Below are 22,779 nucleotides of genomic sequence, written 5' to 3' on the forward strand. Positions count from 1 at the left end.
GGAATCCGGCTCAGCCGGCGGGAGCACAGGAGCGGATCCGGTATGGCGGTGAGCATCAAGGACGTGGCCCGGGTGGCCGGTGTGTCGCTGGGCACCGTCAGCAACGTGCTCAACCGGCCCGATCAGGTCGCCCCGGCCACCCGGGAGCGGGTGCGGCAGGCGATCGCCGACATCGGTTATGTGCGCAACGATTCCGCGCGCCAGCTGCGGGCGGGCCGCAGCCGCACGCTGGCGATGGTGGTGCTGGACATGGCCAATCCGTTCTTCACCGATGTCGCGCGCGGCGCCGAGGAGGAGGCCGCCGGGCACGGCGCGATGCTGGTGCTGTGCAACAGCGGCGCCGACGAGCGCCGCGAGCATCGGCATCTGGAGCAGATCGCCGAGCAGCGGATGCGCGGCGTACTGCTCACCCCGGTGGTCGGCTCCGGTGACGAACCGCTGGAATTGCTTGCGGCCCAGAATATTCCGGCCGTACTGGTCGACCGGGGCAGTCCGCGCCCGGATCGCTGCTCGGTCACCGTCGACGACGTGCTCGGTGGCCGGCTCGCGGCCCGGCACCTGCTCGCGCTCGGGCACACCCACCTCGGATTCGTCGGCGGTCCGCTCTCGGTCACCCAGGTCGCCGACCGGTTCCAGGGCGCGGCCGACGTCGCCCGGGGCACGGGCGCCCGGCTGGACCACATCGCCACCGACGCCCCGACCGTGACCGCCGGCCGCGACGCCACGGTCGCGCTGCTCGCCGCCGACGTCCGCCCGACGGCCCTGTTCTGCGCCAACGATCTACTGGCTTTGGGCGCCTTGCAGGCGTTGATCATGGCCGGTCTCTCGGTCCCCGGCGACATGGCCGTGATCGGTTACGACGACATCGACTTCGCCGCGGCGGCCGCCGTGCCGTTGTCCTCGGTGCGGCAACCCCGCGAGGAGCTGGGCCGCAGCGCCGCCCGCCTGCTGCTGGAGGAGGCCGACCGCGACGCCACCCACCGGCACCAGCATGTCGTCTTCATGCCGGAACTCGTGGTCCGCCGCTCGACCGATCCCGGCCGTCGGTAGGCCGACCGCACGCGATCCGTCGCCTCGGGCGGCCGCCGGGCATTTCTATTGCGCACAATTTAATTTGGCACTACAGTGTCCGGTGTGACCAACCCGCTGGCGCTCGACAATCAGCTGTGCTTCCCGCTCTACGCGGCATCGCGGGCGATGACCGCGGTGTACCGCACCGAGCTGGACGCGCTGGGCCTCACCTATCCGCAGTATCTGGTGATGCTCGCGCTGTGGGAGCGCGACGGCCGCAGCGTCGGTGACCTGTGCACCACGCTGTCCCTGGATTCCGGCACCCTCTCGCCGCTGCTCAAGCGGCTGGAGTCGGCCGGCCTGGTGGAACGCCGCCGCAGCGCCGACGACGAGCGGCGGGTCGGGATCACCCTCACCGACACCGGCCGGCGGCTGCGCGCGGACGCCTGCGAGGTTCCGCTACGGATCGCGGAGTCGACCGGCATGTCGCGGGAGGACATGGAGACGCTGCGCGACGCGCTGCAGCGCCTCACCCGGGCACTCACGGCCCACACCCACCCGAAGGAGAACTGATCATGGCAGTCCTGTACACCGCCGAGGCCCTGGCCACCGGCGACGGCCGCAACGGTCACGGTCGCTCCAGCGACGGCCGGCTGGATCTGGACCTGGCGATTCCGAAGGAGATGGGCGGCACCGGCGAGGGCACCAACCCGGAGCAGCTGTTCGCCATCGGGTACGCCGCCTGCTACCACTCCGCGCTGCGGCTGGTCGGCCGTCAGGACGGGGCGAACATCGACGATTCCGCGGTCGGCGCCAAGGTCGGCATCGGCCCCAACGACGCCGGCGGGTTCGCGCTGGAGGTCACGCTCGAGATCACCCTGCCGCACCTCCCGCACGACGAGGCGCAGGCGCTGGCCGACAAGGCCCACCAGGTGTGCCCGTACTCCAACGCCACCCGCGGCAACATCCCGGTCCACATCGTGGTCACCGACGACTGATCTTCGCGATCCGGTCCACCTCGGCGCGTCGCCCGGCTCGGGCGACGCGCCGAGCCATGTGGAACACGTTGCAAAAAAGTTGCCACCGGCGCAGGTGAAACGGTCACGGCAATGGCGAATCGGTGTCATGCTTCACGGCACTCGAGTTCGTTTCGAATCCCGAAAGGGGTTGCCATGTCCACCGCTTCCACCGTCGAGGGCGCCGGTGTGTCCGATTCGCCGGACGACACCGGCCGGCTCGACGGGGCCTCGCCGCGCCGGATCTGGTCGGTGCTACTTGTTATAGTTCTGTTCAGCGAGATCGCGCCGACGCAGTACACGATGGTCGCCGCCGCGCTGCAGAAGATCGCGCCGTCGTTCCCCGGCGTGGGGGCCAACATCACGTGGACGATGATCGCGTTCGGCCTGGTCGGCGCCTCCGCGTCGCCGTTGATCGGCAAGATGAGCGACGTCTGGGGGAAGAAGAAGCTGTTCCTCGCCATGGGCGTGCTGTTCGCCGCGGGCTGTCTGCTGTCGGTGCTCACCTCGAACTGGTGGGTGTTCCTGGCGGGTCGCTGTTTGCAGGCCACCGCGATAGCGACGGCCGTGGTCGCCTACGGGCTGATCCGGGACCTGTTGCCGCGCAGACTCGTTCCCGTCGGGCTCGGCCTCACCGCGACCGGCTTCGGCTTCTCCGCGGCGCTGGCGCCGCTGCTGGCCGGCTGGCTGGTCGACAACTACCAGTGGCGGGCGATGTTCTGGTTCCTGTTCGGCTTCACCGTGCTGATGCTGCCGATCGTGGCCTTGGTTGTGCCGGAATCCACACTGCGCGTACGGGAATCGATCGACATCACCGGCGCGGCCCTACTGTCCGGTGGCACCGCGCTGGTGCTGATCTACATCGACAAGGGCCAGGACTGGGGCTGGGGGCGGCCGCTGACGCTATTGTGGCTGATCGCCGGCCTGCTGTTGCTGGTGGCGTTCGTCCTGGTCGAGTTGCGGGTGCGGGTCCCGGTGGTCGACATCCGGCTGCTGGCGCATCCACGGGTCAGCCTGGTGCTGATCACCGCGCTGTTCACCTCGTGCATGGTCGGGATCCAGGGCTACGCGATCGCCTACATGGTGCAGACACCCAGCGAGGGCGCGCTGCGCGGCACCATCGTGAACACGACCATCGACACCGCCGCCCAGCAGTACAAACTGCATCTGCTCCCGCAGGCCGTGCGGGTGGTGATCGATCCGTCCTACAGCTACGGCAACGGGCTCACGCTGTTGCAGTTCGCCGTGCGGATCGCGCTGATCCAGGGTCTGCTCGGCATGATCTTCGGCCTGATCGCGGGCCTGGTGGCGCGCCGCTTCGGTCCCTGGTACCCGCTGATCGCGTCGGTGGCGATCCTCGCCGGCGTCGGGATCGCGGAGGTGTTCCTGCCGCACCAGTGGGGATGGTTCGCGCTCACCAGCGGGTTCTTCGGCATCGCGTTCGGGCTCTACTACGCGGCCGCGCCGACCCTGGTGGTGGAGGCGGTCCCACAGGAGCAACAGGGCATCAGCGTCGGGGTGCTCGGCGTGATGCAGAGCATGGGCGTCGCGATCGGCACCGCCGCGATCACCGCGTTCCTGAACAACAACCCGCTGCACGCGGAGGTGTCGGTGGCCGGGCAGACCCGCACCGCGCCCATCCCGCAGGTGTTCGGCGAACACGGCTACGTGCTCGGATTCTGGTTCGCGGTCGTCACCTCGGTGATCGGCCTGCTGGTCGCGCTGTTCATGCGGCACGGCCGCACCCCGGCCACCGGCGGCGCCACCTTCTGACCGCGTTACCGGCCGACCGGCCGCCACTGCGCGGCCAGGTCGGCCAGCAAGGAGTCGTCGACCGGGCGGCGGGCCACCAGCGCCTGGAAGTAGAGCGGCCCGACGATGCGCGCGAACGCCGCGTCGGACAGCGGGCCGGTGATCTCCGCGAGCCGGTCGCGGCGCAGATCCGTGATCCGGCGCAGCACCTCGCCCGCGACCGGATCGTGGTCGGCGTGCGCCGCCAGGCTGGTGAACGCCGCGGCGGTGCCCGGCACCGCCAGGCTGTCGCGCAGCGCGTGCAGGAATTCCAGCACGGTCCCCGGTGCGGTACCCGGCGGCGCCTCCCGCACGCGGTAGTACCGCAGCGCGGCGTCCGTCAGCAGCTGATCGCGCGACGGCCAGTGCCGGTACAGCGTGTTGCGCGACACCCGGGAACGGCGGGCGACGGCGGCGAACGTGACCGCCTCCGGACCCTCGGTGACCAGGATCGCCTGGGCACAGGCGAGCACGTGCTCGAGGGTGCGGTCGGCCCGCGGCTCGGGCCGGGCGTCGTGCGTCACACACCCGACTATAAGGCGGCGCATCCCGTACGGAACACGGTTCGGCCACCGCGTAAAGTTGTCACAGCCGGCATACGCACCGGCGACCCGCGATCCCGATTCGGTGGCTCACACAGCCGATTCCGGCTGATCGCCGAGGGGCCTCCGGTCCACGTCGTGGTCCATCGCGGCACCCGCCACGATATCGGCAACCCGGCCGGATATCTGCGCGCGGCAATCGATTTCGCGTTGCAGCGGGAGGAGTACGCGGACTCCCTGCGAAGCTGGTTGCGCGGTCGCCTCACCGCCGCCTGATCATCGCCGGCTCGCCGGAACGGCCCCGGCGCGGACCGTCTCCGCGGTCACGGCCCCTGTCCGACGCCACCGTGGCCCGAGCAGGCGTTCGGTAGATCGCGGCTGAACACGGACGCGCCGTCGTGGCATCGGGTCGTCGCGCCCGGTGGTGGCTTGGTGGTCTGTTCGGGGCGTTGCACACATACGTTGTGAACGTTCAAGTAGAAATCGGGCGGGCACCGGTCGGAGTGCGCTGTGGCCGGCGAGACCGAGATTCCGCCGCCGACTATCGCCGCTATGCAGGCAAGCTGTACGAACCATCGCAACGTGCTGGTCATCGCGACCTCCGAGCGGGTGGAGTCCTGACGGTGCGACCAGACCTACGAGTGCTGTCAACCATGATACGACCTGCGTCCCGGCAAGCGCCCGGCGTTTCCGCAGTCACCGGATGTTCCAGCGAACAACGTCGCGTTACCGGACGTCGCGTTACCGGCCGGACTGTCGGCGCTACCCACACACGGCTGCGCGACCGGTATCGGATGACAGTACCGCCGCGGGCGACCCTGGTGACCTTCTCGGGGCCGCGCCCGGCATTCCCGAAACCACTCGGTGCGGCCGAAATTCGCTGGCTCGTACTCGATCGGCGGTGGTACACAGGATGGGCTCACCCGCGACCGGCGGAGAGCGATTCCACAGCGACGGGACGGAACATCGGGTACCGCTGTGGTGCACCGTGTTCCGCCGGGGAGGGCACCGTGAACAGGACCAGAAATCTACTGCTCGAAGGTGTGGTCGGGTCCACCGCCTACGGGTTGAGCACGCCGTCGAGCGATACCGACTACGCGGGGATCTTCGTCGAGCCGACGGTCAGTTTCCTCGGTCTGCATCCGCCGGATCGGCACCGCGCCACCCGGACCGGCCGCGACGGGGCCGACGCCACCTACCACGAGGTGGGCAAGGCGATGGGGCTGATGCTGGCGTGCAATCCGACCGCGATGGATGTGCTGTGGCTGGAGGACTATCTGCTGCTCACCCCGTTCGGCGCGGAGCTGGTGTCGCTGCGCGGCTGCTTCCTGTCCGCGCCGCGGGTGCGCAACGCGTTCTTCGGGTACGCGACCGCGCAACTCCAGGCGCTGTCCCGGCATCCACGGCTCGGGGATCCGCGCCGCGCCAAGCACGCCCGGCACGTCCGGCGGTTGCTGTGGCAGGGTTTCCAGCTCTACACCACCGGCGTACTGCCGATCCGGGTGCCCGATCCCGAGGTGTATTTCGCGTTCGGTGAGCAGGTGATGACCGATCCGGAGGCGCTGGCGGCCCGGAACCTGATGGCGGAGTACGAGTCCCGCTTCGCCGCTGCCACCGCCGTGCTGCCCGCCGCGCCGGACGAGGCGCCGCTGGAGGATTTCCTGCAGCGGGTCCGGCGCGCCCACCTCGAGGCGTGCTGAACGCTCAATCCACCAGGGCCAGGCCAAGATACGCCTCCTGCACGGCGGCGTCGGCGCGGATCTCCGCCGGGGTGCCGTCGGCGATCACCGCGCCCTGGTGCAGCACCACGATGCGGTCGCAGGCCGACATGACCAGGGCCATGTCGTGGTCGACGACGAGCACCGCGAGGCCGCTGCCGAGCGCGAGATCGCGCAGCGCCGTGGCGAGTGCGCCGATCTCGGTGATGGACAGGCCCGCGCCCGGCTCGTCCAGCAGTACGACCGCGGGGTCGGTGGCGAGCGCGCGGGCGATGCCGGTGAAACGCCGTTTCGCCATGGACAGTTCGGCGGGCAGGCGCGCGAGATCGTCGGTCAGGCCGAACTTCTCGACCGCCGCCTGGGCCGGTTCGGGCAGCCGGCCGTCGGTGTGCCCGGCGTTCTCGGCGGCCACCCGCAGGTTCTGCGCCACGGTGAGATCCTCGAACAGTTCACCGCCCTGGAACACCCGGCCCAGTCCGGCGCGGGCCCGCGCGTCCGGGCTGCGGCCGGTCAGCGCGTGCTCGCCGAGCGACACCTCGCCCGCGTCGATCGGCGCGAAGCCGCCGAGGGCGTCGAGCAGTGTGGTCTTGCCGGCGCCGTTCGGGCCGACCAGGCCGGTCACCTCGCCGGGCCGGGCCGCCATGGTCACCGACCGGACGGCCGTGACGCCACCGAAGTGCACCGAGACGTCCGCGGCCGCCAATTCCGCACCGGCGCGCGGTGATTGCACCCCGCCGGGCAGCGGCGCGGGGTCGAACTGCGAACGCTTGCGCCAGGTCACCCCGTTGGGGTGGACCAGCACGGTGACCACCAGTCCGGCGCCGAAGACGGTGGCGTAGTTCTCGGTGAGCCAGCCGATGTTCAGATCGGAGATGGCCAGATACACCAGTCCGCCCATGGCCATCACGCCGCCGAGCAGTCCGCCGGACACCGAGGTCACGCCCGCGATCACCGCCAGGCTCACCAGATTGATCGACTCCATGAACGCGAACTGGCCGAAGGTGACCGTGGAGCTGCGGAACGCGAGCAGTACGCCGGCCGTCCCGGCCAGTGCCGAGGACACCACGAACGCCGCGAGTTTCGTTCGGGTGACACTGATTCCGACGGACGCGGCCGCGCGCTCGTTGGTGCGGACAACCAGCAGCCGGCGGCCCAGCGCGGAACGCCGTACCAGCATCACCACCAGGCCCGCGAGCACCAGCCAGCACAGCGCGAACAGCCCGTACCGTTCCGGATACAGCGCCGCGTCGATCTCGAATCCGAACAGGGCCGGCGGGTGCGGTTGCAGTCCGACCAGACCACCGGTGAAGGTGCTGCTCTCGAACAGCACCACCGACACCGCGATCGCCAGCGCCATGGTCAGAATGGCCAGATTGATGCCGCGCACCCGCAGCGCCGGCAGGCCGACCAGCAGCCCGGCCAGCGCGCCGACCGCCGCGCCGACCAGCGGTGCCAGCACGAACGGCAGCCCGAACGAGATGTCCAGCCGGGCAGCCACATACGCGCCGAGGCCGGCGACGGTCATCTGCGCCAGGCTGATCTGGTTGGCGTAGCCGACCAGCAGCACCAGCGACAGCACCAGGATCGCGAACACAATCGACACCGTCGCCGCGTCCCGCCAGTCCGGGGTGCCGAGGAACAGCACCGCGACCGCCACCGCCACGGCGATCGCCACCGGGATCGGCCGGAACAGCCCAGCGGCCACCGGTTGTGCGGGCACCGCGGGCAGCCGGTTGCTCGCCCGGTCGCGGCGCAGCACCAGGATCAGCAGCACGGCGACGAAGGGCACGGTCTGCGGCCAGCCCAGCTGCCACTGTCGCGGGACGTGATCGGAAACCAGATGTGTCACCACACTTTCGCCGACCCCGAGGATCAGGCCACCGGCCAGCGCCGACAGATAGCCGTCGAACCGGCCGGGCAGCGCGGCGGCCAGCGCGAACGCCGTCACCGTGAGCATCGTGGTGTCGAATTGGCCGACGATGGGGGCGACCAGGATGCCCGCCGCCGCGGCGAGCACCGAGCCCAGTGCCCAGTTCAGGCCGCCGAGCACATGCGGTGAGGCGCCCAATGCCTGTGCGGCGGACTCGTGTTCGGCCATCGCCTTGGTCATCAACGGCAGCCGGCCCCACGCCGACCAGCCCGCCAGCACCGCGACCACCAGCACCGCGATCACCAGGATGGCGACCCGCTCGGTCGGAATCGGTTGTCCGAGAACGCGGGTCGTCGACGACGGCAGCGCGCTGCGCGGCACCCGCGGCACATCGGGAAAGACGGTGTGCGCCAGCCCGGTCAGGAATCCGAGCAGGCCCAGCGTGGCGACCATCCGTGACAGCTGGGTGCGGTTGCGGATCGGCCGGATCACCACCAGGTAGATCAGCGCCCCGAAAATCGCCGCGCCGGCGAGGGTCAGCGCGGCCGCCGCCGCGAACGGCAGGCCGGTGTCGTCACGCAGCCGGTAACACAGCAGCGCACCCCAGAGCGCGATGCCGCCGTGGGCGAAATTGATCGTCCTGGAGCCGCGGTGGATCGCCACGATCCCCACCGCGCTCACCGCGTACACGCCGCCGATACCGAGGCCCAGCAGCGCGAATCGCAGGGTCAGGTCCATCACGACCCCTTCGCCGTATTCCGATGTTGCCGGCGCCTCTTGGCGAAGCGCCCGTGCCGACTGTATGTTTGTGAGCACCTACTCGCAAGGGTTGGGCAACAGGGCGGTTGCGGAAATACGGTGGATGCCGATGAGTGACAGTGCGGGAGTGGACGTTTCGTCCGCCTCCGAGACCGGCGACGATGTTCCGGCCGCGATCGCGGCCGACGGACTAGCGGCCGGCTACGGCGCGGTGGACGTACTGCGCGCGATCGATCTGGCCGTCCGGCCCGGCGAGGTCGTGGCGCTGCTGGGCCCCAACGGCGCCGGCAAGACCACGCTGCTGCGCACGCTGGCCGGCTATCTGCGGCCGACCGCCGGCGAGGTCCGGCTGTTCGGCGACACCTGCACCCGGCTGCCCGCCTACCGGCGCTGCCGCCGGGGCGTGTCGTTCCTGGGGGAGGAGCGGCACATCTTCCCCGGCCTGACCGTGCGCCAGTCGTTGCGCCTGGTCGGCGCCGATCACACTGCGCTGCACCTGTTCCCGGAGCTGACCGGGCGGATGCGGCATCGCGCGGGCCTGCTGTCCGGTGGCGAGCAGCAGATGCTCGCGCTGGCCCTGGCGCTGGCCCGCCGGCCACGGCTGCTGCTCATCGACGAACTGTCCCTGGGCCTGGCGCCGCAGGTGCGCGAGCGACTGCTCGACGCGGTCCGCGCCACCGCCGACACCGGCGTCGCGGTCCTGCTGGTCGAGCAGAACGCGAAAGCCGTTCTCGCCCGCGCGGACCGGGCCCACGTGCTGCGCCGCGGCGAGCTCGTCGACGAGCGTCCCGCGGCGCAGTGGCTGCCGCGCCTCGAAGACCTCGCGGCGCTGTATCTGTCGTGACCATCGTTTCTCATCGCTCGTCCCCGAGAGGTTCGTCCATGTCGAGTTCCATCGCGAAACTGCTGGCGCCGTTGGCCGCACTGGCCCTGGCCCTGACCGCGTGCAGCGGCAACAGCTCGTCGAGCGGCGACGGACCGCTCGAGATCGCCGCGATCGCCGCACTGTCCGGCGGGGTCAGCGCCAACCCGGAGTACGCCGACGGCGCGCAGGCCGCCGTGCAGGAGATCAACGCGCACGGCGGGGTCAACGGCCGGCAACTGCACCTGAACACCTGCGACATGCACCAGAACGCCACCGAATCCGCGAACTGCGTGCGGAAGATATTGGCGGACAAGAAGATCGTGGCCCTCGCCGGTGGTTCCGACATATTCCTGGACGCCGACAAGGCCCAGCTCGAGGCGGCCAAGATGCCGGTGATCGGGCAGTGGCCGGTGTCCACCTTCGACGTCACCAATCCGCTGGCCTTCAACGTGAACGGCTCGACCGTCGTCGGATTCCCCGGCATGGCCCAGGATGTCGTCGCGAGCGGCGCGAAGAAGGTCGGCCTGGTGACCCTGGACCTGCCGACCTCCGACGCGAACCGCAAGTCCATCATGCAGATCATGTCCGCCGCCGGCGTGCAGGTGACCGCCGACGTCCGGCTTTCGGCCACCGCCGCGGACCTCAGCGCCCCGGTGCAGCAGGCCATCGCGGGCAATCCCGATGCGATCATCTGGCTGTCGTTCACCGCGCAGACCCCGGTGGCGGTGAACGCCTTGCGGCAGGCCGGATTCAAGGGCACGGTCGCCGTCGCCGGCGCCGCGTTCGAGAAGCGGAGCATGGAGTCGATGGGATCCGGCGGCCCGGTCACCCTCAGCCTGGTCTTCCCGCCGGCCTGGGACACCTCCACCGCGTACGGCAAGCAGTTCAACGACGACATGAAAGCCTATGCGCCGCAAAGCAAGCTGACCGAACTGGCGCTGAGCAGCTGGCTCGGTGTGCAGATGTTCGCACAGGTCGCGGGCACCCTGCCGACGGTCGATCGCGCCTCGGTGCTCGACGGGCTGCACAAGCTCGCGGCGGTGAAGACCGGCGGCCTCACCCCCGCCATCTCGTTCGCCGCCAAGACCCCGCTGCCGTACGGAGCCATCTACAACCCCGCGTACACCGTGGTCCACGTCGTCAACGGCGCCGCCGGCTGGGACGGCAAACTCTACGAGACCGGCACCCACCAGGTCCTACAGCCGGCGCCCTGAGCTCCCGGGCCGCGGGTATCGGCGCGCGGCCCGGCCGGTTCGGCTCGGCGATATCGGTGTACTGGTCGGCGCGCCGGATACGCCCCGCTCCGCGCGCTTAGCGACCACCGCCGCCGGCCGATCAGGCGTGCCCTGCGTGTCCGGGCAGGTGTCAGGCGAGTTCCCGGAAGAATCGATGCCGATCCGGTCGGCGACGGTGACCCGGGCACGGGTCTCGAAGAAAGGAACTCGATGGACTGGGAGGCGTGGCAACAGAGCTGGGATCGGCAGCAAGAGCTGTATCTGCCCGACCGCGAGGAACGGTTCCGCGTGATGCTCGATCTGGTCGAGGCGGCGGCCGGGAAGTCACCCCGCGTGCTCGACCTGGCCTGCGGGACGGGCACCCTCAGCCGCCGCCTGTTCGCCCGGCTGCCCGAGGCGAGTTCGGTTGCGGTGGACCGTGATCCGACGCTGCTCGCGATCGCGCGGGGCTCGTTCGACGGCGACGCCCGGATCGAGTTCGTGGTCGCCGACCTCGAGGAACCCGGCTGGACCGCCGGCCTGTCCCCGCGCCTGTTCGACGCCGTGCTCACCGCCACGGCCACCCACTGGATGCCGCCGCACCGGCTGGATCGCCTGTACCGGGACCTGCTGCCGCTGCTGCGCCCCGGCGGCCTCCTCCTCAACGCCGACCACATGCCGGATCCGCGCACGCCGCGCCTGAACGCGCTCGACGAGATCGTCCAGCGCACCCATCAGGAACGCAGCCGGGCCGACGGCGCCCGCGATTGGGAGCAGTGGTGGTCGGACGTCGCCGAGGCCCCCGAACTGTCCAGCGAATTCGCCGCCAGCCGAGCCATTTTCGACAACCGAACCCCCGGCGAACCGCAGTCGCTGACCTGGCACCGCGACCACCTGCGCGCTGCCGGCTTCGCCGAAACCGGCGTGCCGTGGCGCTCGGTCACCGACGCGGTCATCGTCGCCATCCGCTGACTCCGAGCCCGTCACACCCGGACGGCGTAATCGGCCGGCGACGGTACCGAGGGGCCGATGCCGCACCGTAGCTGCAACATGTTCTAATCATGATCGGGGTACGACGGAGGGAGTCGGCGCGGTGGTCGCGTTCTTCACGGAGGTGGACGGCCGGTACCAGGCGTCGCCGTTCGCGGTGGCACGGTGGTCGGCCAAGCAGATCGGCGGGCACGCGGTGTGCGGGCTGCTGGCCCGCGAGTTGGAGAAGCACTGTCCCGACCCGGAATTCGTGCCCGCCCGGCTGACCGTGGACTTGTTCAGCCCCGTCGTCGCCGAACCGCTGACGGTGGTGAGCGAGGTGGTGCGGCGGGGTAACCGGATCGTCGTCGCCGACGCGCGCGTCGAGCAGGACGGCAAGGTCCGCACCCGCGCTACGGCGGTGTTCCTCAAGACCGCCGACACCCCACCCGGCGAGATCTGGAGCTCGCCGCACAGCCTGCCCGACCCGCCGGATCCCACCGACCGGAACATGCGACTGTGGGTGCGGACCGGCGCCGACGACTGGACCATGGACTTCGGCGCCTGCCAGAACGCCGAGCGCAAGACCATCTGGCAACATCAGCCGCCACTGGTGGCGGGGGAGCAGACCTCTCCCTTCCAGCGGGCCGCCATCGTCGGCGACACCACGAACATGGTGTGCAACTGGGGTTCCCAGGGCGTCGGGTACATCAACTCGGACATGACGCTCACCCTGTCCCGGCTGCCCGTCGGCCCGGAACTCGGCTTGCAGGCCGCGGATCACCTTGCCCACGACGGGATCTCGATCGGCACCGCGACCCTCTACGACCGTCTCGGCCGCCTCGGCACCTGCGTCGTGACCGCCGTCTCCAACTCCCGCCGCCAGCTCGACTTCGCCCGCCTCACCGCCGAACACGTCACGGCGCGACCCTGATCGCCGGACCGGCAGGTGCGTTCGGGACGGCCGACCGGCTTCGCCCATCACGCGACCTCGCTCCGCCGGGTCACTCCCGGGCCGGCCGCCTGATACCCCGGTACGACCGACGAGCAGGACCGCAGAGTGATGTGCGGGCGGCCTCGGAGCGCAAGGGTGGACAGCGTGAATCCCACCGATGCGGGCGAATCCACGCGCGGCGCGGCACCTTCGGATCGGTCGCCGGTCCGGGCGAAGGTCCGGACCGCGCTGGGGTGCTACGTGCTGTCCACCGTCCTCGCCTCGGCCGCTCTGCTTGTGGCGCAACCACGTTCGGGGATCGACAGCGCGGCCCTGTCCCTGGTCCAGTTCGGCCCGGTGCTGGGTGCGCTGGCGACCTGGTCGATGTACCGGAAAACCGTTACCGGGCTGCCGTTCTCGGCCGTACCCGTCCGGCGCGTCCTGACGAATGTCGCCACGATGGCCGTGGCATGCGTGTCGTTCTGGCTGCTGATCACGGCCGGGGCAGTGGTGTGGGGCGTCACCCCGGTCGGTCCCGCCGCGGTCGGGACCGTACCCTTCGCGGTGTTCCTGCTGCTGCAACTGCTCGGCGCCACCGGCGAGGAGATCGGCTGGCGAGGGCTGATGCAACCACTGCTCCAATCGCGCATGTCCCGGTTCGCGGCGATATGCGTGACCGGAACGGCCTGGGCGCTGTGGCATGTCCAGGCGTTCACGGCGGGCGCGCCGATCGCGATCAGCTTCTTCGTGGCGGTGCTGGCGTTCGCCGCCGTGCTCGGATCGCCGGCCGAGGGGAGCTTCCGCCAGCGCGTGCTGGTCGCGGCCATCGGGCACTGGCTGATCAACATCGCCTGGTATCTACTCGCCGGTGACGACACCTCGGACCGGCCACAGATCGTATTCGTCGCGATCGCCGCCGTACTCGTGGCCGCCGGTGTGACGACGGTGCGGCGGAGGGGTCCGCGCCCACCGGCTCGACCTCGCCGAGCTCACCGCCGAGAAGGTCACGGCCCGGCGCCGATCGGGCCGGGCCGTCCCGAATCCCGTTCGCATTCAGCAAGTTTCGCGCGGATCCGGTCGGCGTCGGCGTAGCCGAAGCCCTGCTGTCCCGGTAGGGCCAGATCGTCCAGGTTGTCGAGGGCCTCCGCCCAGGCGTCGCGAGCGGCGCCGAAATCGCCCAGCACGAAATGACTTTCGCCGAGGTGGTCGAGAACCGTCGCTTCGTGGTAGCGGTCACCGAGTTCTCGGTTGACCGCGAGCGACAGCCGGTAGTGTTCGATCGCCCGGTTGTGGTCGCCGAGGTGGTGGAAGGCGTAGCCCAGAGTGTCGAGGGTGCGCGACTCGCTGCGCCGGTTGCCGAGTTCCCGGTTGAGCGTGAGAGCCGACTCGGCGCAGGAGACGGCCTGCCGATAGTCGCCGAGCAGGGCGTGGAACCAGCCGAGATTGTTGAGGGCCATCGCCTGGCCGCGACGATCGTGGGTGGCGTGGAACAGGCGCAACGCGTTCTCGGTCGAGCGCAGCGCGTCCGAGTGCCGGTCCTGAAATTCGTACAGGGTCGAGTATTCGCGGTGGGTGAAGGCCGCGCCGGTGCGGTCATCGATGCGGTGGAAGAGTTCGAGGGCCGCGCCGAGGTTGGTTTCGGCGGCGGCGTAGTCGCCCAGATAGGCGCTCACACGTCCGAGACCGATATGCGCCTGCGCGATCGTGGACATCTCGGCGCCGCGCCGGGCCGCGACCAGAGCGAGGTGTTGGGTGTCCGCCCAGTCCCACCAATGCCCACGCCTGCTGAAGAATTCGACCAGCATGTGGGGAAGTTGGACGATGTGCGCGTCCTGTCCCGATGCCACCGCCAGTCGCAGCACGGCGAGCAGGACCGCATGCTCGGCGTCGAACCAGGCCAGCGCGGCCGCCGAGTCCTCGATCGGCTCGATCGTGACCGCGGCAGCGTGGACCCCCGGCTGCAGGGGCGGCAGGCGGGGGTGCATCGATGTCTGGGCGGCGTACGCGGTGTGCAGATAGTGATCCAGCATTCGTTGCCGCGCGGCGCGGCGCTCGGTGGCGTCGACGGTGCGAGCGAGTTCGGCGGCGTAGGCCCGCAGCAGGTCGTGGAACCCGAAGCGGCCCGCGGCGCTCTGGGCGACCAGATGCGTCCGGATCAGTTCGTTCAGCAGTTGCCGAGCCTGTCGCACATCGGTTCCGGCCAGGCTCGCGGCGGCGGGAGCCGAGATGTCCGGGCCCGGATGCGATCCCAGGAGCCGGAACATCCGGGCCGCGGCCGGGGCGAGTTGCCGATAGGACCAGGAGAAGACCGTGCGCGCGTCGGTGGCGGGATTGCCCGCGTCCAGCGCGTCGAGCCGGGTCTGTTCGTCGCGTAGTTCCTGCGACAGAACCCGCAGCGGGACAGACGGATTCAACACGGCCCGCGCCGCGACGATCGCCAACGCCAACGGTAGCCGAGCGCACTGCTCGATCAGCACGGTGGCGACGACAGGCTCGGCGGCGACCCGCTCGTGACCCAGCCGACGCGCCAGCAGCGCGCCCGCGTCCTCGGTGGCCAGCACGTCGAGGGTGATCGGATGCGCGCCGTGATGGGCTACGAGGTCGGCGAGTTGATTGCGGCTGGTGACCACCACCCGGCACGACACGGTGCCCGGTAGCAGGGGCCGGACCTGGTCGCTGTCACGCGCATTGTCCAAGACGAGCAGCATCGTACGTCCCGACACCAGGCGCCGGTACAACGCGGACTGCGCGTCCACTTCGATGGGGAGCCGATCCGGCGGCACGCCGAGTGCGTCCAGGCAGCCGCGGATCGCCTCGGCGGGCGCCACCGGCGGTCCGGCCGGGTCGAACCCCCGCAGGTCGACGTACAGCTGTCCGTGCGGGAAACGATCGGCGACCAGGTGCGCCCAATGCACCGCCAGGGCGGTCTTTCCGATTCCGGCCGTGCCCTCGATCGCCGAAATCACCACGGGCACGGTCTCGTCGAGGTCGTCCAGCACGGCGGTGAGCCGGCGCAGTTCCGCCTCACGGCCGACGAAATGCGGTGACCGCAAGGGCAGTTGGTGCGGCACCGCCACCTCGATTTCGCCCCGCGGCGCGGGGCCCCCGTCCGTGACCTGTTGCGGCACCGCCGTTCCGGTCTCATCGGCGTCGCCGGTCCCGGATCCGCCGGTCACCGCGACCTCGCTCGCACCTCTCGACAGCGCGGCCGGCAGTTGCCCGCGGTGCTGCCACACCGTCGCGGCGACCGCCAGCAGGGTCAGTCCGACGACGATGGGCCACAGCCAGATCGAGCGATCGACCGAGGTGGCGTAGTTGACCGCGACCGCGAGGCCGGTCGTGCAGATGGCGGTCGCGAAGATGGGCGCCATGACCGCCGGCCGACCACGCAGAGCCATCGCACCCTCCATCGCAGGCGCCGCAGTGCCTTCCGCGCGACGAAATCGCCCACCGGCCCGCGGTGATCGCCGACCTGGTCATTGTATCCGGGAGCGGGAGCCGATCCGAGCCCATCCCGCACCGGCATGATCGGACCCGCAGTGCCGCACCCGATCTCGCTCAGGGACCGGATGCGGTGCCGAGTCGGTCCGGGATCCGGCGATCCGCTCCGGCCGCGTTGCCTCAGCGCACCGCCGCCGCGAAACCCAGTGCGGCCAAGAGTTTCTCGCTCTCCACCCACAGCCGGGCCGCCGCCTCGTCGTCCAGGGCAAGCTCGGCGGGCGCCTCCTCGGCGCGGCGGTGGAAGTACCGGCCGGGTGTGTGGCCGCCTTCCGGATCGGTCGCCAGCCACACCAGTGTCTCGGCCGGTTCGTCGGGGGAGACCGTGTCGGCGGCCGCCATGTGGGCCCGCATCGCGGCGTCGCCGTGGGTGGCGAAGTTGCTGGCCACCACGCCCGGGTGCATGGCCTGGGCGATGATGCCCTCGGCGGCGCCGCGGCGGGCGAGTTCGCGGGTGAACAGGATGTTCGCGAGCTTCACCCGGCAGTAGGCGACGGTGGGGTGTTCGACGCCGAGGCTCTGCACGTCGTCCCAGTCCAGGCCCCGGCTGCTGCGGTGCGCGGTCGACGAGACGGCGAGCACCCGGACGGCGCCGGCCGGTCGCGCCGCCGCGGTCACCGCCAGCGACGACCACAGTTCGCGGGTCAGCAGGAACGGGGCCAGATGATTGGCGGCGAAGGTGGCCTCGGTGCCGTCCGCGGTGACGATCCGGCGGTCCCGGACGCCACCGGCGTTGTTGATCAGCACATCGAGACGCTCTGTGCGGGAAAGGATCTCGTCGGCGACCCGGCGCACCTCCGCCATCAGCGTGAAATCGCCGCGCAGCATCACGAAGTCGCCGCCCAGTTCGGCGGCCGCGGCGGCGCTGCGCTGCGGGTCGCGGCCCACGCCGATCACCTGCCACCCCCGGGCCAGCAGTTCACGCGCGGTCGCCTTGCCGATGCCCGAACTGGCGCCGGTGACGACCGCGACGGGACGGGCGGGGTCGAATGTGGAAGTCATTGTCTCGCAATCTTTTCGGAAACTGAGGGGATTCAGCGCGGCCGCAGGCCGTCGAGCAGCAGCCGCACGGTGAACCGCACCCGCTCCTCGAGCTGCTCCGCGGTCGGTGGGCGACCGGCGACGATCGCGCGGACCTGCCCGCCGACCACCAGCGTCATGAACGCGCGCGCGGCCTGGTCGGTGTCGGTCGGCGCCAGCGCGCCGGCGACGATCGCGCGGTCGAGCACCCCCGCGACGAATTCGACGACCGGCCCGGCGCTGAGGGTGTAGTTCTCCACGAAGATCTCGGGGAACCGATAGCTCTCGGTGTTGATGATCCGTTGCAGCCGTAGGCCGTTCACGGTCATCACCTGTCCGATGCGCAGGCGGGCGACCTGTTCCAGGGTGCCGGGCAGATCGCCGTCGTCCATCCGCTCCAGCACATCCTTCGGCACGATCTGCCGCTCGGTGGCGCGGCGCACCGCGGCCCGGAACAGCGAAGCCTTGTCCGGATAGCGGGCGTAGACGGTGCGCTTGGTCATGTTGACCCGCGCGGCGATCATCTCGACCGTCGCCAGCTCGAAACCGTGTTCCAGGAACAGGTCGAGGGCGGCGTCGATCAACTCCTCGTGCCGCGCCTCGGCCTGTTCCCGGGTGGGCCGGCCCGCGCCGCGGCGCGCCGGTGGGGCGTCGTGTGCTCCAGACAACTCGCTGACCTCGTCCTTTCGACTGCCACTTGCATTGTGACCCGAACCACGAATAATGATACGCACGGGTTGCTATTTGTCGAGGCCGTGACGGCCGTGCAGGAAGGACGCTCCTCCGTGAGCTCAGCCAGAGAAAAATTGACGCGGCTGGTCGACGCCGACGACCGCTTCGACCACTCCCATGCGGACCTGCGGGAGATCCAGATCGAGGCCGTGAACGAGCGCTTCCAGGACCGCAAGGACCGGATCAAACTGCTGGGCCACCGGGCTTCGGAGGCCGGCGTCACCGAGGTGCGCGACTTCGACGACGTGGTGCCGCTGCTGTTCCCGCACACCGCGTACAAGAGCTACCCCGAGAGCTTCCTGATCGACGAGCGCTGGGACCGGCTGGGCAAATGGCTCGGCACCATCTCCCCGTACCCGATCGCCCCGATCGAGACCGCCGACATCGACGGGATCGACGAGTGGATCTCCCGGTTGCAGGCGAAGGGCCACTACGTGTCCTGTTCCAGCGGCACCACCGGCAAATCCGCGATGCTGCTGGCCTCCGAACAGGACATGGCCTGGTCCCGCAAGGACACGGTCAACGTGTTCGCCTGGGGTTCGGGTGTCGTCCCGGCGCGGGATCGGCGGATGGTCGGCATCGCGCCGACCGCCGCGGTGCCGAAGAACCTGATCAGCGGCGAGGCGCAGGAGGCCGCGTTCGGCGATCCGGGCAAGCAGCGGTTCCGGCTGCCGATCCCGCCGCTGACCGTGGGCGCGCTCACCAAGATGGTCGTGCTGCGCAAGAAGATGGCCGACGGCACCGCCGCGCCGGAGGAACTGGCCGATTTCGAACGCACCTCCAAGGAGCGTCAGGCCACACTGGACAATGCGTTGATCGCCGCCGCGGACGCGATGATCGAATTCCGTGGCGAGAAGCTCTACATCGGCGGCATGTGGAACGCGCTGTACCAGGTGGCGCAGCTGGTCCGGGAAAAGGGCTACGCGGCAAAGGATTTCCATCCCGACAACTGCATCTACGTCGGCGGCGGCCTGAAGCGGGCCCAATTGCCCGAGGACTACCAGCAGTTCGTGCACGAGACGTTCAACATCCCGCCCAACCGGGACTTCCAGAACTACTCCATGCAGGAGCTGAACTCGGGAATGCCGAAGTGCCAGAAGGGCGATCGCTACCACGTGCCGCCGTGGGTGGTGCCGTTCGTCCTGGACGAGGCCGGCGACGCGCTGCTGCCGCACGAGTCCGGTGAGGTCGAGGGCCGGGCAGGGTTCTTCGACCTGTCCCTGGACGGCCGCTGGGGCGGCGTCATCACCGGCGACAAGATCTCGCTGGACTTCGATCAGTGCGCCTGCGGCGCCGCGGGCCCGTCGATCCGCAACAACATCGTCCGCTACGCGGACATCACCGGCGACGACAAGATCGGTTGCGCCGGCACCGTCGATGCCTATGTGCGAGGACTGTCGTGACCACTGCCGAAACCCGCAATCCCGAGACCGCCGAAGCGGTCGTCTCCGCCCCGTTCTTCCTGCGCGGTGAACTGATCGAACGCGACGACCTCACCCATCGCTCCCGCGATCTCGGCGTCACCTTCGCCACCCCGACCATCGACCTGGACAAGGCGGTGCACCCCCGCACCGAGGTACCGCCGCTGCTGAACGTGCCACTGGCCGAGATCATCGACTTCCTGGTGGAAACCGGCCAGCGACTGCGCGATCCGCACAACCCCTTCGTACAGGACTGCATCGACCGCATGTCCTCGACCCACATCCTGCCGCGCGGCGTGCTGGAGGCCCAGGTCAAGGGCGCGGCCTCCTTCCTGGACAAGCGCCTGCTGGAAACGATCGTCGAGCAGAACTTCCCCGATCCGCGGGCCCTGGACGAGTGGATCCCCAAGCGGGACTTCACCGGTCGCAAGAGCTTCGTGCGGGCCTTCGCGCCCAGACTGATCCACGTGCTGCCCGGCAATTCGCCCGGGGTGGCGGTGAAGTCGATCGCGCAGGGCGCGATGGTGAAGGCGGTCAACCTGTTCAAGATGTCGTCCAGCGATCCGTTCACCACCGTCGCGATCCTGCGCACGATGGCCGACCTCGATCCCGGGCACGCCATCGTGAAGTCGATGTCGGCGGTGTACTGGCGCGGCGGCGACGACGCGGTGGAGCGAACCCTGTACCGGCCGCAGTACTTCGACAAGATCGTGGCGTGGGGCGGCGGCGACGCCATCAACAACGTGATCAAGTATCTCGGTCCCGGTTTCCAGCTGGTGTCCTTCGATCCGAAGACCTCGATCTCGATGGTCGGCCGCCAGGCGTTCGACTCCGACGAGGCGCTGGACACCGCCGCCGAACTGGCCGCCGCCGATGTCATGGTGCTCAACCAGGAGGCTTGTGTCGCAAGCCGTTTCGTCTTCGTCGAGGCCGGCGAGGACGAGGTCGACCGGTTCGGGCAGCGCCTGCACGACCGGATCGTCGCCAAGGCCGCCGACTCCGGCGACACCCGGCCGCTGGATCGGGACCTGCGCGAGCAGATCGACATGCTCACCCTGCTCGACGACGAGTTCCGGGTGTTCGGCAAGACCGACGGCACCGGCCTGGTGATCCGCTCCGACGAACCGGTCGATTTCCACCCGATCAACAAGACCGCCAACGTGGTTCGGGTCGACTCGCTCGACGACGCGGTGAAGTACGTGAACGTCGCCACCCAGACCGTCGGCTTCTACCCGTTCGACCGGATGCCCGACTACCGCGACCGCCTCGCCAGCGGCGGCGCCCAGCGCATCGTCCACCTGGGCGAGGCGGGACCGAGCACCATCGGCAACCCGCACGACGCCATGTACCCGCTGCACCGGTTCGTGCACTGGATGGCACACGAGGACGGGGTGGAAGCCCCGCAGTGACCGGCCCGGGGCGGGTTCGCGCCCGCCCCACCGGGTTTCAGCGCACGTGCTCCAGCAGCGCGCCGACGTCCTCGAGTGCGCGGAGCGTGTCGTTGAGGTGAGTGCAGGTACTGCGCCCGGTGAAGTTCCGGCGCACCTCGGCCCGCAGTCCCGTGAGCGGCAGCCCCGCCAGCCGTCCCGCACTGGCCGCCGCGACCGGGCACTCCGGCCACGGCAGCGCCCCGATCTCGGCTTCGGAGGTCACGAACCGCCGGGTGGCGGGGTCGACGGTCGCGTGCACGGTGTACTCGTGCACGACGGTCTCGACGCCGTCGCCACTGCGGTGACTGTCCCGGAAGAACCCCTCCACCCGCACGACCTCACCGTCGCGCCACACATCCAGCCGCCGTCGGCGCCGCATGCCGTGCGGCGGCAGCGGCTCGTGCTCGTGCCAGCCCAGCGGATCGTCCGGCTCGACCTCGGGAGCGAGCGGCCCCTCGGAGATCGGCACCACCCCGGTCTCCGTCAACCGGGACATCAACGTGCCCTCCGCGATCCACCCCGCGCACAGATCCGGATATTGCAGTCCGGATCGCGGCCGGGGGACCGGCGCCGGTAACGGCGCCTGCCCCGCCGAGATCGCGTACCCACTGACCAGCAACGCCGTCGGCAGATCGTCGAGCAATTGGAATCGCACCGACCCGGATTCCCGCTCACCCGGCAATGCCTCGGCTACCGCACCCCGGAACCCGGAGGAAGCATTCACCCCGACGAGTTCCGTCAGCCTCGGATGCGCCGGGTCGGCCGAGATCCTCCGCACCTGCCGCCGCGGGTAATCGACCTCCACCTCGAGCCGGGCCTCGTCGAGAACCGTGTGCCCACCGTCGATTTCGGTGCGCAGATCACGCCCGCGCGCGACCAGCGTCACGGCCGCGAGCAGCCCGTCCGGCCGCAGCGAATCGTGGGTGGTCGTCCGCCGGACCGAACCCGGCCGGCGCGTCGGCGTGGCGGTCGCGGGAACCGCTCGATGCTGCTGCGATGTCATGGCGTCCTCACTCGTTCTCGCTGCGACGGATCCGTTCCCGGCGCGTCACGTCTCGCGCAGTACCCGATCGGCGAGCAGCTCCAGCGTCCGGTCCGAGGCGCGATCGTGCGTGAACAGCACGACCTGATCGAATCCGAGCTCCCGCAACTCCCGCAGCCGCTGCGCGACCGCCGGTGCGGTCCCCACCAGCCCACCCTCGCGCAACCCGAAACCCGGTGCCCCGAAACGTTTCTCGGCCAGCGCGCGCACCTCCGGCAACGAGGCGTCGTCCGGTGCGACCGCCGCCACCGCCTCCACCGACAGCCGCAGCGTGCCCGGATCGCGGCCGATATCGGCACACAGCGACCGCAGCACGTCGAGCTTGCGCTCGATCTCCCCGAGCGCGTAGGTCGGCACGTTCCAGACGTCGGCATACCGCGCCACCAGCGGCAACGTGAATTTCTCCCCCACTCCGCCGACCACGATCGGCGGCCGCGGCCGTTGCACCGGCCCCGGCACGACGGGCACCCGCCGCACCTCGTAGTGATCGCCCGCGAAGTCGATCACCCCGTCGGCGAACGCCTGGGTCAGTATCTCGAGCGTCTCGGCCAGCCGCCGCGACCGCTCCGGGAAGCCGCCCCACGCCAGCCCGGCCCGCAGATGCTCGTCCTCGATCGACCCGCTACCGAGCCCGAGTTCCAGCCGCCCGTCCGACACCTGATCGAGCGTGGTGGCCATCTTCGCCAGCAGCACCGGATGCCGAAACTGGTTGCACAACACCAGATGTCCGACCCGCAACCGTTCGGTGCGGCTCAACAGCGCGGTGGCCAGCGTCCACCCCTCCAGCGACGGCAACTGCTCGGCCCCGGGCCCGTAGAGATGGTCGTACAACCACACCGACCCGATCCCGAACTCCTCGCAGCGCAGCGCCCGATGCAGAACGTCGCGATAGGTGAATCCCAACTGCGGCACATAGACGCCGACGTCCAACCCGTCCATCACCCGAA

At 70.1% G+C, this 22,779-nt stretch carries 20 protein-coding genes and 1 pseudogene; 13 read left to right on the forward strand and 8 right to left on the reverse strand.

Annotated features, from left to right (window positions below):
* Positions 1-42: 42 nt before the first annotated feature.
* The 4 genes from NRB56_RS31290 to NRB56_RS31305 all read left to right on the forward strand — a co-directional run bounded on the left by NRB56_RS31290 (position 43) and on the right by NRB56_RS31305 (position 3,800).
* A complete protein-coding gene (locus NRB56_RS31290; RefSeq protein ID WP_153347905.1) occupies positions 43-1,050 on the forward strand; it encodes a LacI family DNA-binding transcriptional regulator in 1,008 nt (335 codons plus the stop codon).
* Between the two features lie 84 nt (positions 1,051-1,134).
* Complete coding sequence (locus tag NRB56_RS31295) at positions 1,135-1,584, forward strand: MarR family winged helix-turn-helix transcriptional regulator (RefSeq protein ID WP_319943801.1); 450 nt, start codon at positions 1,135-1,137, stop codon at positions 1,582-1,584.
* Between the two features lie 2 nt (positions 1,585-1,586).
* On the forward strand, positions 1,587-2,009 hold the full coding sequence (locus NRB56_RS31300) for an organic hydroperoxide resistance protein (RefSeq protein WP_153347906.1): 423 nt from the start codon (positions 1,587-1,589) through the stop codon (positions 2,007-2,009).
* Between the two features lie 174 nt (positions 2,010-2,183).
* A complete protein-coding gene (locus tag NRB56_RS31305; protein ID WP_153347907.1) occupies positions 2,184-3,800 on the forward strand; it encodes an MFS transporter in 1,617 nt (538 codons plus the stop codon).
* 5 nt (positions 3,801-3,805) lie between these two features.
* Here the strand turns inward: NRB56_RS31305 and NRB56_RS31310 are convergent, their stop codons facing one another.
* Positions 3,806-4,342: a TetR/AcrR family transcriptional regulator gene (locus NRB56_RS31310; RefSeq protein ID WP_194291054.1), complete on the reverse strand. Its 537-nt coding sequence runs from the start codon at positions 4,340-4,342 to the stop codon at positions 3,806-3,808.
* Between the two features lie 126 nt (positions 4,343-4,468).
* Here NRB56_RS31310 and NRB56_RS31315 point away from each other — a divergent pair.
* Positions 4,469-4,636: pseudogene (locus NRB56_RS31315) on the forward strand (UTP--glucose-1-phosphate uridylyltransferase); the annotation flags it as partial.
* Between the two features lie 47 nt (positions 4,637-4,683).
* Here the strand turns inward: NRB56_RS31315 and NRB56_RS40575 are convergent.
* Positions 4,684-4,953: a DUF3761 domain-containing protein gene (locus tag NRB56_RS40575; RefSeq protein ID WP_153347909.1), complete on the reverse strand. Its 270-nt coding sequence runs from the start codon at positions 4,951-4,953 to the stop codon at positions 4,684-4,686.
* A gap of 417 nt (positions 4,954-5,370) precedes the next feature.
* Between NRB56_RS40575 and NRB56_RS31325 the strand changes: the two genes are divergently transcribed.
* Positions 5,371-6,060: a nucleotidyltransferase domain-containing protein gene (locus NRB56_RS31325; protein ID WP_319943802.1), complete on the forward strand. Its 690-nt coding sequence runs from the start codon at positions 5,371-5,373 to the stop codon at positions 6,058-6,060.
* A 4-nt stretch (positions 6,061-6,064) separates the two neighbouring features.
* On the opposite strand, the gene NRB56_RS31330 is transcribed toward NRB56_RS31325, so the two are convergent.
* Positions 6,065-8,686 (reverse strand): ABC transporter permease subunit, encoded by a 2,622-nt coding sequence (locus tag NRB56_RS31330; RefSeq protein ID WP_153347911.1) that lies wholly within the window; start codon positions 8,684-8,686, stop codon positions 6,065-6,067.
* A gap of 130 nt (positions 8,687-8,816) precedes the next feature.
* On the opposite strand from NRB56_RS31330, the gene NRB56_RS31335 reads away from it, so the two are divergent.
* The 5 genes from NRB56_RS31335 (at position 8,817) to NRB56_RS31355 (ending at position 13,781) form a co-directional block, all read left to right on the forward strand.
* The gene (locus NRB56_RS31335) at positions 8,817-9,551 is read left to right on the forward strand and encodes an ABC transporter ATP-binding protein (protein ID WP_153347912.1); all 735 of its coding nucleotides are present in this window, start codon (positions 8,817-8,819) and stop codon (positions 9,549-9,551) included.
* Between the two features lie 38 nt (positions 9,552-9,589).
* The gene (locus NRB56_RS31340) at positions 9,590-10,786 is read left to right on the forward strand and encodes an ABC transporter substrate-binding protein (protein ID WP_153347913.1); all 1,197 of its coding nucleotides are present in this window, start codon (positions 9,590-9,592) and stop codon (positions 10,784-10,786) included.
* A gap of 231 nt (positions 10,787-11,017) precedes the next feature.
* Positions 11,018-11,758 (forward strand): class I SAM-dependent methyltransferase, encoded by a 741-nt coding sequence (locus NRB56_RS31345; protein WP_153347914.1) that lies wholly within the window; start codon positions 11,018-11,020, stop codon positions 11,756-11,758.
* 121 nt (positions 11,759-11,879) lie between these two features.
* Positions 11,880-12,689, forward strand: coding sequence for a thioesterase family protein (locus tag NRB56_RS31350; RefSeq protein ID WP_319943803.1), 810 nt, complete (start codon positions 11,880-11,882; stop codon positions 12,687-12,689).
* 165 nt (positions 12,690-12,854) lie between these two features.
* The gene (locus NRB56_RS31355; protein WP_194291055.1) at positions 12,855-13,781 is read left to right on the forward strand and encodes a CPBP family intramembrane glutamic endopeptidase; all 927 of its coding nucleotides are present in this window, start codon (positions 12,855-12,857) and stop codon (positions 13,779-13,781) included.
* Here the strand turns inward: NRB56_RS31355 and NRB56_RS31360 are convergent.
* The 3 genes from NRB56_RS31360 to NRB56_RS31370 form a co-directional block, all read right to left on the reverse strand.
* Positions 13,694-16,087, reverse strand: coding sequence for an ATP-binding protein (locus NRB56_RS31360; RefSeq protein WP_153347916.1), 2,394 nt, complete (start codon positions 16,085-16,087; stop codon positions 13,694-13,696). The two genes, NRB56_RS31355 and NRB56_RS31360, sit on opposite strands and share 88 nt — an antisense overlap.
* A gap of 223 nt (positions 16,088-16,310) precedes the next feature.
* Positions 16,311-17,189, reverse strand: a complete 879-nt coding sequence (locus NRB56_RS31365; protein WP_153347917.1) for an SDR family NAD(P)-dependent oxidoreductase — start codon at positions 17,187-17,189, stop codon at positions 16,311-16,313.
* A gap of 32 nt (positions 17,190-17,221) precedes the next feature.
* On the reverse strand, positions 17,222-17,875 hold the full coding sequence (locus tag NRB56_RS31370) for a TetR/AcrR family transcriptional regulator (protein ID WP_153347918.1): 654 nt from the start codon (positions 17,873-17,875) through the stop codon (positions 17,222-17,224).
* Positions 17,876-17,992: 117 nt separating this feature from the next.
* Between NRB56_RS31370 and NRB56_RS31375 the strand changes: the two genes are divergently transcribed.
* Together NRB56_RS31375 and NRB56_RS31380 are read left to right on the forward strand one after the other, a co-directional pair.
* Positions 17,993-19,342 (forward strand): hypothetical protein, encoded by a 1,350-nt coding sequence (locus tag NRB56_RS31375; RefSeq protein WP_319943804.1) that lies wholly within the window; start codon positions 17,993-17,995, stop codon positions 19,340-19,342.
* On the forward strand, positions 19,339-20,769 hold the full coding sequence (locus NRB56_RS31380) for an acyl-CoA reductase (protein WP_319943805.1): 1,431 nt from the start codon (positions 19,339-19,341) through the stop codon (positions 20,767-20,769). The genes NRB56_RS31375 and NRB56_RS31380 overlap by 4 nt, the downstream gene beginning before the upstream one ends.
* Positions 20,770-20,806: 37 nt before the next feature.
* On the opposite strand, the gene NRB56_RS31385 is transcribed toward NRB56_RS31380, so the two are convergent.
* Entirely contained in the window at positions 20,807-21,793 is a 987-nt protein-coding gene (locus NRB56_RS31385) for a DUF2889 domain-containing protein (RefSeq protein WP_153347921.1), read from the reverse strand.
* A gap of 45 nt (positions 21,794-21,838) precedes the next feature.
* Complete coding sequence (locus NRB56_RS31390) at positions 21,839-22,771, reverse strand: LLM class flavin-dependent oxidoreductase (RefSeq protein ID WP_153347922.1); 933 nt, start codon at positions 22,769-22,771, stop codon at positions 21,839-21,841.
* Positions 22,772-22,779: the final 8 nt, after the last annotated feature.

Origin of the sequence: Nocardia aurantia, from assembly GCF_009604425.1 — a bacterium.
Classification (GTDB): domain Bacteria; phylum Actinomycetota; class Actinomycetes; order Mycobacteriales; family Mycobacteriaceae; genus Nocardia; species Nocardia aurantia.

Excerpts from the sequence above, each read along its gene's own strand:
- NRB56_RS31305 (WP_153347907.1), top strand. The coding sequence starts at position 2,184 with ATGTCCACCGCTTCCACCGTCGAGGGCGCCGGTGTGTCCGATTCGCCG.
- NRB56_RS31360 (WP_153347916.1), bottom strand. The coding sequence starts at position 16,087 with ATGGCTCTGCGTGGTCGGCCGGCGGTCATGGCGCCCATCTTCGCGACC.
- NRB56_RS31290 (WP_153347905.1), top strand. The coding sequence starts at position 43 with ATGGCGGTGAGCATCAAGGACGTGGCCCGGGTGGCCGGTGTGTCGCTG.
- NRB56_RS31340 (WP_153347913.1), top strand. The coding sequence starts at position 9,590 with ATGTCGAGTTCCATCGCGAAACTGCTGGCGCCGTTGGCCGCACTGGCC.
- NRB56_RS31390 (WP_153347922.1), bottom strand. The coding sequence starts at position 22,771 with ATGGACGGGTTGGACGTCGGCGTCTATGTGCCGCAGTTGGGATTCACC.
- NRB56_RS40575 (WP_153347909.1), bottom strand. The coding sequence starts at position 4,953 with ATGACCAGCACGTTGCGATGGTTCGTACAGCTTGCCTGCATAGCGGCG.
- NRB56_RS31300 (WP_153347906.1), top strand. The coding sequence starts at position 1,587 with ATGGCAGTCCTGTACACCGCCGAGGCCCTGGCCACCGGCGACGGCCGC.
- NRB56_RS31365 (WP_153347917.1), bottom strand. The coding sequence starts at position 17,189 with ATGACTTCCACATTCGACCCCGCCCGTCCCGTCGCGGTCGTCACCGGC.
- NRB56_RS31335 (WP_153347912.1), top strand. The coding sequence starts at position 8,817 with ATGAGTGACAGTGCGGGAGTGGACGTTTCGTCCGCCTCCGAGACCGGC.
- NRB56_RS31330 (WP_153347911.1), bottom strand. The coding sequence starts at position 8,686 with ATGGACCTGACCCTGCGATTCGCGCTGCTGGGCCTCGGTATCGGCGGC.
- NRB56_RS31385 (WP_153347921.1), bottom strand. The coding sequence starts at position 21,793 with ATGACATCGCAGCAGCATCGAGCGGTTCCCGCGACCGCCACGCCGACG.
- NRB56_RS31345 (WP_153347914.1), top strand. The coding sequence starts at position 11,018 with ATGGACTGGGAGGCGTGGCAACAGAGCTGGGATCGGCAGCAAGAGCTG.